General features: G+C 29.7%; 15 protein-coding genes. 13 read left to right on the plus strand and 2 right to left on the minus strand.

What is annotated here, in order from left to right; translation table 11 throughout:
• Nucleotides 1-46: 46 nt before the first annotated feature.
• Nucleotides 47-1,273, minus strand: a complete 1,227-nt coding sequence (locus BXQ17_RS12860) for a DUF5103 domain-containing protein (protein WP_149025909.1) — start codon at nt 1,271-1,273, stop codon at nt 47-49.
• A gap of 284 nt (nt 1,274-1,557) precedes the next feature.
• Between BXQ17_RS12860 and BXQ17_RS12865 the strand changes: the two genes are divergently transcribed.
• The 10 genes from BXQ17_RS12865 (at nt 1,558) to BXQ17_RS14580 (ending at nt 14,783) form a co-directional block, all read left to right on the plus strand.
• Nucleotides 1,558-2,907: a Na(+)-translocating NADH-quinone reductase subunit A gene (locus BXQ17_RS12865; RefSeq protein WP_077811029.1), complete on the plus strand. Its 1,350-nt coding sequence runs from the start codon at nt 1,558-1,560 to the stop codon at nt 2,905-2,907.
• Between the two features lie 4 nt (nt 2,908-2,911).
• Complete coding sequence (locus BXQ17_RS12870; protein ID WP_077811030.1) at nt 2,912-4,123, plus strand: NADH:ubiquinone reductase (Na(+)-transporting) subunit B; 1,212 nt, start codon at nt 2,912-2,914, stop codon at nt 4,121-4,123.
• Nucleotides 4,124-4,125: 2 nt separating this feature from the next.
• Nucleotides 4,126-4,872, plus strand: a complete 747-nt coding sequence (locus BXQ17_RS12875) for a Na(+)-translocating NADH-quinone reductase subunit C (RefSeq protein WP_077811031.1) — start codon at nt 4,126-4,128, stop codon at nt 4,870-4,872.
• Nucleotides 4,873-4,875: 3 nt separating this feature from the next.
• Nucleotides 4,876-5,523: an NADH:ubiquinone reductase (Na(+)-transporting) subunit D gene (locus BXQ17_RS12880; protein ID WP_077811032.1), complete on the plus strand. Its 648-nt coding sequence runs from the start codon at nt 4,876-4,878 to the stop codon at nt 5,521-5,523.
• 27 nt (nt 5,524-5,550) lie between these two features.
• Nucleotides 5,551-6,276: an NADH:ubiquinone reductase (Na(+)-transporting) subunit E gene (gene nqrE, locus BXQ17_RS12885; RefSeq protein WP_077811033.1), complete on the plus strand. Its 726-nt coding sequence runs from the start codon at nt 5,551-5,553 to the stop codon at nt 6,274-6,276.
• A gap of 4 nt (nt 6,277-6,280) precedes the next feature.
• Nucleotides 6,281-7,591 (plus strand): NADH:ubiquinone reductase (Na(+)-transporting) subunit F, encoded by a 1,311-nt coding sequence (gene nqrF, locus BXQ17_RS12890; protein ID WP_077811034.1) that lies wholly within the window; start codon nt 6,281-6,283, stop codon nt 7,589-7,591.
• Between the two features lie 118 nt (nt 7,592-7,709).
• Nucleotides 7,710-8,006, plus strand: coding sequence for a hypothetical protein (locus tag BXQ17_RS12895; RefSeq protein WP_077811035.1), 297 nt, complete (start codon nt 7,710-7,712; stop codon nt 8,004-8,006).
• Between the two features lie 240 nt (nt 8,007-8,246).
• Nucleotides 8,247-8,768, plus strand: coding sequence for an AraC family transcriptional regulator (locus tag BXQ17_RS12900; RefSeq protein WP_187661407.1), 522 nt, complete (start codon nt 8,247-8,249; stop codon nt 8,766-8,768).
• Between the two features lie 93 nt (nt 8,769-8,861).
• Nucleotides 8,862-14,612, plus strand: a complete 5,751-nt coding sequence (locus BXQ17_RS12905) for a LamG-like jellyroll fold domain-containing protein (protein ID WP_077811037.1) — start codon at nt 8,862-8,864, stop codon at nt 14,610-14,612.
• A gap of 3 nt (nt 14,613-14,615) precedes the next feature.
• Nucleotides 14,616-14,783 (plus strand): hypothetical protein, encoded by a 168-nt coding sequence (locus BXQ17_RS14580; protein ID WP_187661408.1) that lies wholly within the window; start codon nt 14,616-14,618, stop codon nt 14,781-14,783.
• Between the two features lie 272 nt (nt 14,784-15,055).
• Here BXQ17_RS14580 and BXQ17_RS12910 read toward each other — a convergent pair whose 3' ends face one another.
• Nucleotides 15,056-15,520, minus strand: coding sequence for a Na(+)-translocating NADH-quinone reductase subunit F (locus BXQ17_RS12910; protein ID WP_077811038.1), 465 nt, complete (start codon nt 15,518-15,520; stop codon nt 15,056-15,058).
• A gap of 235 nt (nt 15,521-15,755) precedes the next feature.
• On the opposite strand from BXQ17_RS12910, the gene BXQ17_RS12915 reads away from it, so the two are divergent.
• From BXQ17_RS12915 to BXQ17_RS12925, 3 genes are read left to right on the plus strand one after another with little or no spacing between them, the layout of a single operon-like run.
• Nucleotides 15,756-16,424 carry an alpha/beta hydrolase gene (locus tag BXQ17_RS12915; protein WP_254712382.1) on the plus strand — a complete coding sequence of 223 codons (669 nt, stop codon included), beginning with the start codon at nt 15,756-15,758 and terminating at the stop codon, nt 16,422-16,424.
• A 49-nt stretch (nt 16,425-16,473) separates the two neighbouring features.
• Nucleotides 16,474-16,923: a retropepsin-like aspartic protease gene (locus BXQ17_RS12920; RefSeq protein ID WP_077811040.1), complete on the plus strand. Its 450-nt coding sequence runs from the start codon at nt 16,474-16,476 to the stop codon at nt 16,921-16,923.
• Between the two features lie 18 nt (nt 16,924-16,941).
• Nucleotides 16,942-17,394, plus strand: coding sequence for a GatB/YqeY domain-containing protein (locus tag BXQ17_RS12925; RefSeq protein ID WP_077811041.1), 453 nt, complete (start codon nt 16,942-16,944; stop codon nt 17,392-17,394).
• Nucleotides 17,395-17,416 lie beyond the last annotated feature (22 nt).

Consider the following 17,416-nt stretch of genomic DNA (forward strand, 5'->3'; position numbering starts at 1 on the left):
AGTAAAAGTAGTTTTTTTGATTTGTTTTTACAAATCAATTTACAAATTAGTTATTTTGATTAAAGTAGCCTTTGCCAACACCAATAACTCTATCATACAAACTACCAATTGGTTTATAATACACCAAAACAGTGTATTCGTTTTCTGTTTCAAAAAAACTGCCGTTAATTTCGTTGGTGTTTAGAACGTTGTCTTTTCCTACGGATGCAAACGTATAATTGTAAAAACCTTGTTTTAGTAAAATATTTGCTCTGTATGTATTTGTTTTTGGGTCAAAATACATTCTGTTGTCATCAGAAATAGTAAAATTATTAAATGCGCCATAAATATAAAGTTCCTTTTCTTTAAACATTTCTTCTACTTCTAATGTAAAATGCATTAAAGCGTAATCTGCTTCTGTGTTACTGTTGTTTACTTCTAAATTTCTGACTAGAAATTGTCCGTTAATATCAGGGTTGTAGCTATATTGTCTGTATTTGTTATATGTAAAAGGATAAATATAATGATGATAAATATCGTCTCTTAAAACTTTTACAATATTTAAACTTGTATTTCTTATTAATTTACTATCAAAGTTTAAATATTCATTTCCACCCCAAAAATTTGTTTTATTTGTGTAAGTATATAATAACTGATTCGGTTTATAAAAAGTAGGTGATAAATTGCTAATTGTTTCTTGCCAATTATTATTTTTTAAAATGGTAACATTAATTTCTTGGTTAGGATTATTTATTCTCAATCCGTTATAGTTTACTGAAAATTGAACAGTTTGTTGTGTATTTAACGTCTTCGTATTTCTGCTTCTAACAACAGAAACTGGCACAATTGCTTTGTCTTCATATAATACAAATCTTCTAGAAAATACAACTTCATCATAAGTATTTAAAACCGATATTAAGTAATTACCGCTTTTAGTAATTGCTGTATTTGTGTTAGGTATTTGAACTTTATAATGTGTGTAATTTTGCAATGTATTAAAAGAATTTGTAACATTTATAATTGTATTTTGATCAAAACCATTTATAAACTGGCTAGAAAGTAATCGGCTTTTTTTCCAATCGTGCGTTTTTCTTTCTATTTTATATTGATATTCTTTACTATCTGCATCTAAATCATCAAAAGAAAGTTCTAAAGTTGTGCCTAGAGGAACAATAGCAACAAAATTGTTTTCTTGTAGCGGCCTTAATTGAACTGTTTTAATGTTTTGTGCATTTGTAAGTGAACAAAAAATTAAAAAAATAAAAGTTAATTTCTTAAGGATGAATTTTATCATATTTTTTAAAATACTAAATTTATTACGCTGTTATTAAAAGCAAAGACTGTACCTTTTTTATTAAAATTGTAAAATTAATAAGAATAATTATTCAAATATCAATTTTAATTAGGATGTTTTTATTTTTATTAAAAAAACAACAAGGTTTTCTAAATAATAAATTATTTAGAATAAATATAAATAAGAATATTTAACCAAGATTAAGCCTCATTTATGTGAATCTTCATCGTCAAAATCTTTATTTTTGCTTGATTTTTTTAGATAACTAAACATTCCAATTTACTATGTCAAAAGACATTCGTATTAAAAAAGGCTTAGATATTAAGCTTGTTGGCGTTGCAGAAAAAAATATTACTAAGGTTTCTCAAAGTAGTGTTTATGCAGTTAAGCCAGAAGATTTTCACGGAATAATACCAAAACTTACAGCCAAAGAAGGTGCAGAGGTAAAAGCAGGAGAATCACTTTTTCATTCAAAAAGTGACGAACGAATTTTATTTCCTAGTCCGGTTTCTGGTAAAGTAGTAGAGGTAATACGTGGGGCAAGAAGAAAAGTTTTAGCAGTTAAAATTGCTGCAGATGCTACACAAGTATATAAAGAATTTGGTACTAAAGATGCAAACAATATGTCTGCAGATGAGGTAAAAGATTATTTATTTGCTTCTGGTTGTTGGCCATTTGTAAAACAACGTCCTTATGATATTGTTGCAAATCCAAACCAAGCGCCAAAAGCAATATTTGTTTCTGCATATGCAAGTGCACCTTTAGCAGCAGACTTAGATTACACTCTTGCAGGTAAAGAAGCAGAATTACAAGCAGCTATAACAGCTGTTTCGAAATTAACAGCTGGTAAAGTACACGTGTCTGTTGGTTCAAATTCAGTTTCTCCTTTATCAAAGTTAACAGGGGTAGAATTGCATAAAGTTTCGGGGCCGCATCCATCTGGTAATGTTGGTACTCAAATTGCAAAAATAGATCCTATTAATAAAGGTGAAGTTGTTTGGGTTATTACACCACAAGATTTAGTGATTATTGGTGAGTTATTCTTAACAGGAAAGTTAAATTTAACTAGAACAGTTGCTTTAACAGGTTCTAAATTTAGCAAACCTCAATATGTAACAGCAATTGCTGGTGCATCGATAGAAGATTTAGTAGCTAATAATGTAGAAAACGATAATACTAGAATTATTTCTGGAAACGTACTTACGGGTAAAGAAGTAAAATTAGATGAGTTTTTAGGTTATTACGACAATCAAATAACTGCAATCCCAGAAGGAGATGATTATGAGTTTTTTGGTTGGAATAAACCAGTTTTTAATAAAGTATCTACTTCTAGAGCATTAACCTTTTCTTGGTTAAACCCTAAGAAAAAATACGATCTTAACACCAATACTAACGGTGAGCATAGAGCCTTTGTTGTTACAGGTTCTTACGAGCAAGTTTTTCCTTTAGATATTTATCCAATGCAATTATTAAAAGCATTTATGTATAAAGATTTAGATGAAATGGAAGCTTTAGGTGGTTACGAAGTAGCGCCAGAAGATTTTGCACTAACAGAATTTATTTGTGTATCTAAACAACCACATCAGAAAATTATTCGTGAAGGTTTAGATTTAATGAGAGAAGAATTAGGATAAAGTTATGAGCTTAAAACAAAACTTACATAATTTAAAAGAGAAATATAAAGGAACAAAAATGGCTCCTGCGTTTAACGCAATCCATACCTTTTTATATTTGCCAAATGAGGTTACTCACGGAGGAACTCATATTAAAGCAGCAGACGATTTAAAGCGTACAATGAATATTGTAATTATGGCTTTAATACCATGTTTGCTTTTCGGAATGTTTAATGCAGGTTATCAGCATTATGCCGCTATAGAAAGAGCTCAAGGTATTACATCTGAGTTTACAGTGTTAGGTTCTTTTTTAACTTGGGATAATCTATGGATAGGTATTATTAAAGTATTGCCTTTAGTAATCGTTTCTTACGGAGTTGGTCTTATTGTAGAATTTATTTTTGCAGTAATTAAAGGTCATGAAGTAGAAGAAGGGTACCTTGTAACAGGTATGTTAGTGCCATTAATTGTACCAATCGACACACCTTTATGGATGTTAGCAGTAGCAGTTGTATTTGGAGTTGTAATTGGTAAAGAAGTATTTGGTGGTACAGGTATGAATATTTTAAACCCAGCTTTAACTATTAGAGCATTTTTATTCTTTGCATATCCAACATGGATGTCTGGAGATAAAGTATGGGTTCATGATGCAGTAAATAGAGTTGGTACTGCAGATGCAATTTCTGGAGAAACTATTTTAGGTAGTTACGCACAAAATCAAGAAGTAATTTATTCTACTTGGGACAAGTTTGCAGGATTTATTCCTGGTTCTGTAGGAGAAACATCTACATTATTAATTCTTCTAGGAGCAGCCTTTTTAATTTTTACTAAAATAGGAAGCTGGAGAATTATAGTTTCTACATTTATAGGAGCAGCAGTTATGGGGTTAATTTTTAATCAAATTGTAGCCGCAGAAATTATTACAGATTCTAGTAAATTCTACGGATTAATGAACACTGTTTGGTGGGAACATTTAATGATTGGTGGTTTAGCATTTGGTGCTGTATTTATGGCAACAGATCCTGTAACAGCATCGCAAACAAATAAAGGTAAATGGATTTATGGTTTCTTAATTGGTTTTATTTCAATTATGATTCGTGTATTTAACCCAGCCTACCCAGAAGGAGTATTTTTAGCAATCTTATTGATGAATGTATTTGCTCCAACAATAGACCATTATGTGGTACAAGGAAACGTAAAAAGAAGATTAAAACGTACTAAAGTTAAAACTGCCTAATTATGAGTAAGAGAACAGATAGTAATGGTTATACAATGGTTTTTGCCGTAGTAATGGTATTAATTGTTGGTTCTTTGTTAGCCTTTTTAGCATCGTCTTTAAAGCCTACAATCAAAGAAAATGAAAGAATAGAAAAGCAACAAAATATTTTGTATGCTATGGGTGTTAATGAAAACGACGAATCTAGTGCAAACTTTGTATCTACATCAATCGCAGGAGAAGAGTTTTCTAAATACATAAAAAAACAAATCGTTATCGAAGGAGACAAAGTTTCTGAAAGTGATGATGCGTATTTAATTGATGTTAAAAAGCAGCAAGCAAACGCTAAAGCAGGTAAAGTAAGAAAATTACCTTTATTTGTTGGAGAAAAAGATGGTAAAACATACTACGTAGCTCCTATTAGAGGGAAAGGTTTATGGGATGCTATTTGGGGATATGTTTCTATGGATGAAAACATGATTGTTCAAGGTGCTTATTTTGATCATAAAGGAGAAACACCTGGTTTAGGAGCAAACATCAAACAACGTTATTTTATGGACGACTTTATTGGCGAACATTTAATGACAGAATCTGGAGCTTTTAAAGGGATTACTGTTGCTAAAGGAAACAACGATCCAAAAAACGAAGACAAAACAGATTATGAAGTAGACGCAATTGCTGGTGCAACAATTACTGGTGATGGTATTTCTGCTATGATAAAGAAAGATTTAGCACTTTATGTGCCTTACTTCAAAAACTTAAAAAAATAATTTATGGGACTTTTATCAAAAAAAGACGCAGTATTACTTACAGACCCATTAGCAGATAATAACCCAATTACTATACAAGTATTAGGTATTTGTTCTGCATTAGCAATTACAGCAGAGTTAAAAGCATCTATTGTAATGGCAATTTCTGTAATGTTTGTATTAGGTTTAGGAAACGTAGTGATCTCTTTAATGAGAAACATTATACCATCAAAAATTAGAATTATTGTACAACTAATTGTAGTTGCTACTCTTGTAATTATTGTAGATTTAGTTTTAAAAGCTTTTGCTTACGAACTAAGTAAAACACTATCTGTTTTTGTGGGATTGATTATTACAAACTGTATTATTATGGGACGTTTTGAAGCTTTTGCTTTAGGTAACGGGCCATGGAGATCTTTCTTAGACGGTATAGGTAATGCAGTTGGTTATGGTGTAATATTAGTAATTGTTGGTTTCTTTAGAGAATTATTAGGTTCTGGTACTTTATTAGGATTTAAAGTTTTAGGAGATCCAATAGAGAAAACAGGATTGTATGCAATTGGTTATGAAAATAACGGTTTTATGCTATTATCACCAATGGCATTAATTGTTGTAGGTATTATTATCTGGATACAGCGTTCTAAAAATAAATCATTAATAGAAGAAAACTAGACGCTAAGCGTTTAAATAATATAGAATATGGAACATATAGAATTATTTTTCAAATCGATATTTATAGACAACATGGTATTTGCTACATTCTTAGGAATGTGTTCTTACCTTGCTGTATCTAAAAAAGTAGCAACAGCTGTTGGTTTAGGTGCTGCAGTAATTTTTGTACTTGCAGTAACTGTGCCTTTAAACTGGTTATTAGATCAATATATTTTAAAAGAAGGAGCATTGGTATGGTTAGGCCCAGAATATGCTGCTTACGACTTAAGTTTCCTATCTTTTATCATGTTTATTGCAACAATTGCAACAATGGTACAATTGGTAGAAATTATTGTTGAAAAATTTTCACCATCATTATACAACTCATTAGGTATTTTCTTACCATTAATTGCTGTAAACTGTGCAATCTTAGGAGGAAGTTTATTTATGCAATCAAGAGAGATTCCTACGTTAGGTTTAGCATTAACTTATGGTGTAGGTTCAGGAATTGGTTGGTTTTTAGCAATTTTAGCTATTGCTGCAATTCGTGAAAAAATTAGATACTCTAGTGTACCACCTGCTTTAAGAGGGTTAGGAATTACATTTATAATTACTGGTTTAATGGCAATTGGATTTATGAGTTTCGGTGGAATGTTAACTGGTGGTGATGAGAAGAAAGAAGGAGAACCAGTAGAAGAAGCTAAAGTGCAAAAAGAAGAGAAAATTAAAGAGGCTAAAGAAATTGTAGCTGAAAATACAAATATAAACCAATAGTAGCATGATATTAGCAGCAGGTACAACAGGAACCATTATTGCAACAGTAGCAGCTTTTTTACTATTAACCTTAGTATTAGTGGCATTACTACTATTTGTAAAACAAAAGTTATCACCATCTGGTCCTGTAAAGATTATGATTAATGGTGAAAGAGAAATTGAAGTAGCATCTGGAGATTCTTTATTATCTACTTTAGGTAGTAATAAAATCTTTTTACCATCTGCTTGTGGTGGTGGTGGTACATGTATTCAGTGTGAATGTCATGTAAACTCTGGTGGTGGAGAAGCTTTACCAACAGAATTACCTCATTTTTCTAGAAAAGAATTAAAAGAAGGAGCACGTTTAGCTTGTCAAGTTAAAGTGAAACAAGACATGAATATTTCAATTCCAGAAGAAATTTTCGGAATTAAGAAATGGGATGCAGTTGTTGTAAGGAATTATAATGTGGCTTCTTTTATTAAAGAATTTGTAGTAGAGATTCCAGAGGATATGGATTATAAAGCAGGTGGATATATTCAAATAGAGATTCCTCCTTGTGAAGTAAATTATTCTGATATGGATATTACGGCACATCCAGAAGAGCATCCTAGACCAGATATGTTTGAGGCAGAATGGGATAAGTTTAAATTACGTCCATTGGTAATGAAAAATACTGAAACTGTTGAAAGAGCATATTCTATGGCTTCTTACCCTGCAGAAGGTAGAGAGATTATGTTAAATGTACGTATTGCAACACCTCCTTTCGATAGAGCTAAAGGTGGATGGATGGATGTAAATCCTGGAGTAGCATCATCTTATATTTTTAACTTAAAAAAGGGAGATAAATGTGTTATCTCTGGACCTTACGGAGAATTCTTTATCAATGAGTCTGACGCAGAAATGTTATATGTAGGAGGTGGTGCAGGTATGGCACCAATGCGTTCTCACTTGTATCATCTATTTAGAACTTTAAAAACAGGTAGAAAAGTTACTTATTGGTATGGTGGACGTTCTAAAGCAGAATTATTTTACATTGATCATTTTAGAGCTTTAGAAAAAGATTTTCCTAATTTTAAATTTTACATTGCTTTATCAGATCCTTTAGAAACTGATAATTGGAAAGTTAAAAAAGATATAAATGATGAATCTGGTGATGGTTTTGTAGGATTTATACACAATTGTGTTATTGATAATTATTTAAGTCATCATGAAGCACCAGAAGATTTAGAATTATACTTCTGTGGGCCTCCATTAATGAATAAAGCAGTTCAAAAAATGGGAGAAGATTTTGGTCTTGCAGACGAAAACATTCGATTTGATGATTTTGGAGGTTAGACTTCAAATAAACATAACAGTAAAAAAAAAACTGATTCAGAAATGAATCGGTTTTTTTTATTATTTGAATTAGTAATATTTTATTTTTACTTTTATACTTATCATTTAATATTATTACATGGCATTGAATAGATTAACCAATTGGTTTAACCTTTCTAAACAGTATTTTTTTACCTACAAAGACGGTTTTTTTAATCTATCTTTCTTATCAAATTCACCAGAACTTATTGTAAAAAGCTCTTTAAAAATGCCTTTTATGGGGCATGATAAAGATAAGCAACAATTAATAGTAGATACCCCATTTATAAAAGGGGAATGCTCTTATGCAGAATTAGAAAAAGGTTTATGGGTAATGAGTTCTAAAATGTTTCATAAAAACAATGTTTCATTAAGTCCAATTTACGATAGATTTTGACCTTCTAATTATTATTGTTTAATTATTAATTTCACCGAAGATGATTATAATTTAGGGTATTTTAAATCTAATAACATAAAAATAGAAAATCAATCTATAACATATATAAAACCTAAAGGTAATTATTTACATTGTCATTTAAAAGGTTCTTTTACAACTTTATATATGGTTTATTTTGATGATGATTGGGCAAAAAAACATATTATTAATTCACCTAATGTTTCTAAAACTACTCTAGAATTGTTTAAAAATGATAATAAGAATTTTGTAAATTATAAATATCAAAATGAATTATTTAGTAATATCGTAAGTCAGTTTTCTTCTTCCTTTAAAAATTCTAAGAAACCTAACCTTTTAGAACTCAAAAAAATATCCTATAATTTTTTAGATCTTTTTTTTGATAATCTTGATAGCATAGAAGGTTACCAATTAAAAAGGTTGCAATTAAATGAAAATATTAAAATTAAAAAGATAGAGCACTTTTTAATGTCTAATATCTATGAGAAATTTCCTGGGATAGATCTAATCTCTAAAGAATTTAAAATATCTCCCACCAAGTTAAAAAAAGATTTTAAATCAATTTACAACCTATCAATATATAAGTATTACCAAAGTAAACAGATGCAGTTGGCTGCAAAATATATTTCTAGTGGTTTATTGATTAAAGACATAGCACAAAAATTTAATTATGAAAATGCCAGTAAATTTTCAAAAGCATTTTTCAAATATCATAATATTTTACCTTCTCAATTAAAAAAATAAAAAAAGTCTTATTGGGCTATTTGAGTCTTATTGGGTTATTTTTAATACTACCTGTTATTTAATTTTGTTGGGACCAAACAAAATTTAAAAACAATGATTAAAAAATTAACTACTACATTTTTATTATTATTTTCATTTATAGTATTCTCACAAACAGCAACCCATTTAAATTTTGATGGGGTAGATGATTATATTAGTGTAACAATGCCATCCAACATACCAATAGCAGCTTCAAACTACACTATAGAAGCTATGGTAAAACCAGAAGAATTAAATGGTAGAGGTATAGTTGGTTGGGGTAATTATGGTGTTATTAACCAAGTAAACGCATTTAGATTTGAAGGATCCTCAGGCTTAAGAAATTATTGGTGGTCTAATGATGCTTTAGCAAATTTTACATTTAATTTAAATACATGGTATCATGTTGCTGTTACTTATGATGGTAGTACACGTAAATTTTATGTTGATGGTGTAGAAATAGAAAATATAGCTTCAAGTGGTATTAATGTACCAAATGCTAATAATTTTAGAATAGGCTCTACCAATTTCGGGGAATATTTTAAAGGAGGTATGGATGATGTTCGAATTTGGAATGTCGCAAGAACTGCATCAGAAATTTCTAATAATAAAGATAAAGAACTTGTTGGCAATGAAACAGGTTTGGTTGCTTATTATAAATTTAATCAAGGAACAGATAATGCAGATAATTCTTCTATAACTTCTGCAACTGATGTAACAACTAATAATAATGCAACATTAAAAAACTTTGCATTAACAGGCACAACATCAAATTGGGTATATGATGCCAGTAGAGTATTGAATACTGCACCAATATTCACATCAACACATTTAAATTTTGATGGTGTAGATGATCAAATTAATATACCTTACAATTCTTCTTTTGATTTTTCTACAGGTACAGTTGAGGCTATGCTTAGATTACAACCTAATAGCAATAATACAAGTTTTGCATCCATAAGAACAGGTTCTGGTAATAATACTAGATGGAGTTTACATATACATGAAGGAAACAATGAAGTTGGTATATACAATGGAAGTAGTTATAGTCAACTATCAGTAAATATAGAACCAAATGTATGGTATCATGTTGCTTTTGTTATGACCAGTTCATTAACAGAAGTTTTTGTAGATGGCATTTCAATAGGTACTATAAATATTGGTATTAATATAGGAGCAAATTCAAATATTCCATTTGTAATTGGAAACAATAATGACAGTACTTATAATAATGAGTTTTTTATAGGTGATATTGATGAAGTAAGAGTTTGGGATGATGCAAGAACTGCTACAGAAATTTCAAATAATAAAGATAAAAAATTACTTGGCACAGAAACTAATTTAATTGCTTATTATCAATTCAACCAAGGGCTAGATAATCAAGACAATACAAATGTAGATACTTTACAAGACCTTACTGTAAATAACTTTAATGGAAGCTTACAAAACTTTGCATTAACAGGCACAACATCAAATTGGGCATATGATGCCAGTAGAGTATTGAATACTGCACCAATATTCACATCAACACCACCAACAACAGTTATTGAGAACAATACGTATAATTATACAGTAACCACTAGTGACGCAGAAGGTGATGATGTCTTTGTTTCAGTAACAACATTACCTAGTTGGTTAAGTTTTACAAATAATTCTACAGTAAGTACGTATGCAGGTAATGGTAATGCAGCTATTGTAAATGGTCCTTTGGCATCGTCACAATTTCAATTCCCTAGACATATGACAATAGATAACTCAGGGAATATGTACATAGCCGATAGTAATATTATTAGAAAGATTTCAACTTTGGGAGAAGTTACTACATTTTCAAGTTCAGGATTTAATGAAATAACAGGTATTGCTGTTGATGCCTCTGGAAACGTATTTGTTTCAGATGAAGGAAATCATAACATAAAAAAAATTACTCCATCAGGAACCGTAAGTACTTTTGTAGGTTCAAATTTATCCTATCCAGCAGGAATCGCTTTTGATAATCTTGGATATTTATATGTAGTAGATAGAGGGAATAATATGATAAAAAAAGTTTCTCCTGCTGGAGTTGTCAGTGCATTTGCGGGAAGTGGAACTATGGGTTTACAAGATGGACAAGGTTCATTGGCGCAATTTTCAAATCCAAGAGGTATTGCATTAGACGCAGTAGGAAATATCTATGTAACAGATACTGATTTTAATAAAATACGTATGATTACTTCTGCAGGTATTGTTTCAACGCTACCAGCTAAAGTTAGTAACCCCAATAGTATTGCATTAGATTCTTATAATAACTTATACATCACAGAAACCTCTGCCTCAAATCATAAAGTTATAATGATAAATACCATAGATGAAGAAGTTGTTGATATTGCTGGTGGTGTTGCAGGTTATGTGGAGGGTTCTGGTTTTGATGCTAGGTTTAGTTCTATTGGAGGGATTGCAATAGATAACTCAGGTACTATTTTTGTCTCAGATATAAGTAACTATAGAATACGAAGTATATTATTATCAAATGCTTATACCTTAAATGGAATTTCAACTTCTTCAGATGTTGGTAATCATAATGTAGTGCTAAAAGCTAATGATAATAATGGAGGAATAGCAACACAAAATTTTACAATAAATGTTGCTGAGGTCTCTGCCCCAATTATATCAAGTTTAAGTCCTTTAGATGATGGTAATGATATAGCAATCAATACAAATTTAGAAATTACTTTTAGTGAAAACATTGCAAAAGGTACAGGGAATATAACCATTTATGATGCTTCAGATAATTCTGTAGTAGAAGCTATAGATGTAACTTCAGGTAATGTAACTATTAGTAATACTGTTGTTACTATTAATCCAACATCAGATTTGGCATACGATAAAAGTTATTATATACATATAGCAGCAACAGCATTTAAAAATTCAAGTGATAAGAATTTTGTTGGCATTGTAGATAATACTACTTGGAATTTTTCTACACTACAAGGTTTACCAACCTTAACAACAACAGATGCTACAGCAATAGGAGAAAACACAGTAACTTTTGGTGGAGAAATAACCAACGAAGGTTTAGCATCACCCGTTACAGAAAGAGGGATTGTGTTTTCTACATATACTTTAGATACAGACCCAGAAATTGGCGAAATAAATACTACAAAAATAATTGTAGGTAGCGGATTAGGAGTATTTACAGACACACAAACTTCTTTAGAAAGTAATAGAAAATATGCGTATAGAGCGTATGCTATTAATAGTTCAGGAGTAAGTTATGGTGATTTAAAAACGTTTATTACAGATGCCAAAACAACAGATGCATTTATTACTAGATGGCAAACTTCTTCAGCAAATGAAGCTATAAGTTTTATACAAAATTCATCTGTAAATATTGATTGTAAAGTAGATTGGGGAGATGGTTCACCAGTAGAAACGTTCACAAGTTTTCCTGTAAGCCACACCTACACAACTGCAGCATCTTATGAAGTAAAAATTACAGGTAATTTTCCTGGTTTTGAAATAGGTAATAAAACTGCTTTTGATGAAGTTGATCAATGGGGGAATCAAATTTGGATTTCATTAGCCAACAGTTTTAGAGACTGTACAAGAATAAGCACTTTTAATGCCTTTAACATTATACTAAATACACCTAATGTACCAGATTTATCTGCTATAATAGCTGGGGGCTTATATGGAATGTTTGAAAACACGTATTTTAGAGACGAAAATATAGCAAATTGGGATGTAAGCAATGTAACAGATTTCTCAGGAATGTTTAAAGGAACGTTACGTTTTAATCAAGATATATCTAAATGGAATATGAGCAATGCAACCAATTTAAATGCGATGTTTGAAAATGCTGTTGAATTTAACCAAGATTTAAATGCTTGGGATGTTAAAAAAGTAACCACAACAACAGATATATTTAAAGGTGCTATTGCCTATAATCAAAGTTTAGAAAATTGGGTTTTTGATAATCAGGTGAATCAGATTAGTATAGATTTAGCAATCCCTAATATATCTACAGCAAATATGGATGCAACTTTATTTGGTTGGTATCAATATTATGTATCTGAAAACTCTTCTAATATATATCCTATACTATTTACTCTTTCTGGTAGTTACTGTAAGTTTACTATTTCAGAAATTTTTAACTTATTTGCTAAAGGTATAAATCTTGGTGGCTTACCTCAAGACTGCACAGCATTAGATGTAAATACATTTACAGGAGCAGTTAATAGTTCTTGGTTTGAAGCAGGAAATTGGAGTAAAAATTCTGTTCCAACAGAAACAGAAGATGTAGATATTCCTAGTGGTCAAACAGTAGATGTTGATATGTCTTTTTTTGAAGTTGCAAAAGCAAACAATTTATATTTAAATGGAACTTTAAATATCAATAGCGATGGAGAATTACTAGTAAAGGGTTTTTTAAAAGTGTTTAGTAGTCGTATAATTAATATTAATAATGGTAAATTATTGGTAGAAAAATTTGTAGATGCTGTAATTGGTCGTCCTAACTTAAATTTTCATAAAAATTTAGATACAAATTGGCATTTAGTAAGTTTACCTGTTATTAGATCATCTATTGAGCATCTTGTATCCAATGGTAATTTAGCTACTGGTACAGGTGGCAATTTAGGTTTTGCATCGTATAATAATGCATTAAAACCAGCAACTGGTTGGCAATATATTAATGCATCAAGTACAGGAGAATTAATAAATGGAAAAGGATATATTATTAAAAGAGCAAGTGTAGGTATTACTTCATTTTATGGAGAATTAAACACTACAGCCAAAACAGAAATGGCAATAACAGAAGGTGGTGTAGGAGTTAATACAAATTCATGGAATTTAATAGGAAATCCTTATACCTATCCTATTTCTGTAAGTGCTTTTTTAAGTGAAAGTACAAATAACAATATTTCACAACTAAATGCTTCCTTTGCAGCTGTTTATAAATGGGATGGTAGCGAATATGTAATCCATAATTTGGGAATAGGTTCGGAATTTATTTATTTAAATCCAGGAGAAAGTTTCTTTGTAAATGCGAAATCTGGTGGAGGATTAATAACTTTTACAAAACCAGAACCTTCTTCAGGTAGGTTAGGAGGTGGATTGGGAGGTCCTCTAAAATCAACAAATAATAAAATAATAACACAATTTTCTGTAAAATTAAATGTAAGTGATGGAAATCAATCAGCATCAACAGAAATTAAATATTTAGAAAATGCTACAATTGGTCTAGATGTGGGCTATGATGCAGGGGTTTTTGGAGGCGTTTCAACAAATTTGGATGTGTATACACATTTAGTTTCTAATGATAATACGAATGATTTTGGGATACAATGTTTACCCTTTAACAAGATAGAAGAAATGGTGGTTCCAGTAGGGATATCATTAACATCTGACACAGAAATAACCTTTTCAATAAAAAATGTAATTATGCCAGAAGGTGTTACTGTTTATTTAGAAGATAGGTTAAATAGTGTTTTTATTCCTTTAGAAGATAACAATACAGATTATACCATTAAAGTTTCAAAAGATGCAGATAAAATAGGTAGATTTTTTATACACACAACCTCAAAGAGTCTAAGTGTTTCAAATAGCTTATTAAATGATGTTTTAATTTATAAAAAAGATGCATCTACACTAACAATTACTGGTTTAAATTCTGGTGATGCAACTATTAAGTTATATTCTATTTTAGGTAAAGAAGTATTAAAAAATTCGTTAAAATCAAAAGATATAATCAATATTCCTCTTCCAAAATTATCAAAAGGAATTTATATTATTCAATTAGAAACTTTGCAAGGAAAGTTGAACAAAAAAATAATGATAGATTCAAAATAAATTATGAAAAATAATAACAAAACTGATATAAATATCTCAAGAAAACAAGCGCTAAAAAAAATAGGAAACTATGGTAAATATGCAGCTTTAACAGCTTTAGGAACATATTTAATTTTAAACCCACAGAAAGCCCAAGCTCAAAGCCCTGAGGCACCAGGAGTAGGTTTTTAGTTTATATATGAAATTGATAAATGTTCTTTTCAATCAAAAAAAGATTGTTAAGAACATTTTGTTTTTTGTTAAATACGAATGAATTATTTTTAACCTTAAATCTAAAAACCTCTATGTTAAAGTGTCCAACTTGCTCTAAAAAGTATAAGAACAAATTAAAACTAACAGACTTTATCCCTTTTTTGGGGTATAAGAAATGCTTTAATTGCAGAAAAAAATATATCTGGATTCGATTTTTAAGAAAAAATTACTTTTTGAAAAATAAGTCTCTTTTAAAATAGTAAATAAGTTTCTAAATGATATTTTGGTTCGTTGTTTTCATACTCAAATAACTTAGAATAATCCATCACATTAGGTACATTATCTAACTCACATAAATAAGCAACAACATTACACAATCCTTTAAACAAAACCTCTTTATCTGATGGGTTTTGAGGTTTTGGATTGTAATGGCATAAAGGTGTTTTAAAACCACAAGCTTCTAAAAAAATCTTTTCTATCTGTAAAATTTCTTGTGGAGAATAGCCGTTAAATTTTCTACCTAAATTTTGATGTACTCTCCCCACATAACTTAATTGTAAAGAACCATGTTGGTTAGATAAATGTTTCCAACTATCATAATTATCTAAAATATTTCCTACTGCACAAGCTGAACAATCCTCTGGATTTAAGGTGTCGTTATGAAAAGCATTATATAATTTTATAAGTGCATTTTCTAATCTTTTTGGAGTGTTCATAAGGCAAATAATTTACTATAAACTAAAAATAGTAAATATTCAAGAGGCAATCAAAGTCAATAATGTTAAAGTTTTTAATTAGAATACTTAAAAATCATTAGTTTCGTGCTAATTAATTTTTAAAATGATTTATTTACCAATTCTAATAATAGTTGCTTTTTTCGTCTTTTTTTATCTTTTTCAAGAGCAATTTATTTTTTTGAATGGAAAACAATTACCTAAAAACTATTCATTTATGTTTTCAAATGATTTTCATGAAGTTTTTATTCCAACAAAAGGAGATAATTTTATAAACGCCATTCATTTTAAATTACAAAAGCCAAAAGGTATTATTTTATTTTGTCATGGTAATAATGGAAATTTAGTTAAATGGGGTAAAAGAGTACAATTTTTTCTAGATTACAATTACGAAGTTTTAGTATTTGACTATAGAAATTATGGTAAAAGCACCGGTGATTTTAATGAATACGGAATGTATAAAGATGCTCTTTGTGTTTATAATCATTTAAAAAATCAGTTTAAAGAAAATAATATTATTGTGTATGGTTTTTCTTTAGGAGGAACTTTTGCAACACATATAGCAAGTCATAATCAACCAAAAATTTTAATTTTAGAAGCTCCGTTTTTTAATTTAGCCAAAGCAATACATAACTATTCTAAATTTATTCCGCTCTTTTTAGTTAAATACAAATTTAGAACTGATATAGATATTATTAAGGTAAAATCACCAATTATAATATTTCATGGTAATAGAGACGTTACTACTTCTTATAAAGATTCAATAGCATTAATTAATCTAAATATTTCTAAACAAAATAGTTGTTTTATTATTGATGGTGGGACGCACCATAATATTAAAGAGTTTGATATTTATAAACACAAAATGAAAGAAATTTTATCGTAATAATTTTATAATTGTTTTAAATCGTATTTTTGATTTCTGATATTATTTTATGAAAAAATTAGAAAAAATATTAAAAAGAAAGAAATACGTAAAGGTTAAGCTAAAAACCTTAGCTACTAATCATTTAGAATTAAAAGCTAAAATAAATGGCGTTAAAGGGCGCTTTATATTAGATACTGGTGCATCTAATTCTTGTGTTGGTTTAAATGCCATCTCTAATTTTAAGTTAATTGCAGAAGAAAGTGAAACAAAAGCAGCAGGTGCAGGAGCTATTGATATGGAGACTCAGATGTCTGAAAATAATAACTTAAAAATTGGTAGTTGGAAAACAAATCAATTACACCTAGTTTTATTTGACTTGTCGCATGTTAATACCGCTCTTAAACAGCATAATGCAGATGAAGTTGACGGAATTATAGGTGCAGATATTTTACAGAAAGGTAAGGCCTTTATAGATTACAATAAAAATGTTTTATATTTAAAAAAGACAAAAAAATAATAATTTAATAAAGTAAATATGAGTTTGCAAAAAGAAGTAATGAATAAAATGAAAGAAGCAATGAAAGCAAAAGATACTGTTGCTTTACAGGCTTTAAGAGCAGTTAAATCTGCGTTTTTATTAGCAAAAACAGAATCTGGTGTTCAAGAAGAATTATCAGAAGAGCAAGAAATTAAAATTATTCAGAAACAAGTTAAACAACGTAAAGATAGTGCTGCTATTTTTATTAAGCAGGGTAGAGAAGACCTAGCGGCACCAGAACTTGCAGAATTGGCTGTATTAGAACAGTTTTTACCTGAAGCTTTATCAGAAGAAGAAATTGAAGGAGTAGTTATTGCTACTATAGATGATTTAAACGCCTCTGGGATGCAAGATATGGGGAAAGTTATGGCGGTTATGCAAGAAGAATTAGCAGGACAAGCAGATGGTAAAATTATTTCTACTTTAGTAAGAAAGCATTTGATGAAGTAATTTTTTAAAGAATAAAAAAAGC

It is taken from the genome of Polaribacter sp. BM10 (assembly GCF_002005425.1).
GTDB classification, from domain to species: Bacteria; Bacteroidota; Bacteroidia; order Flavobacteriales; family Flavobacteriaceae; genus Polaribacter; species Polaribacter marinaquae.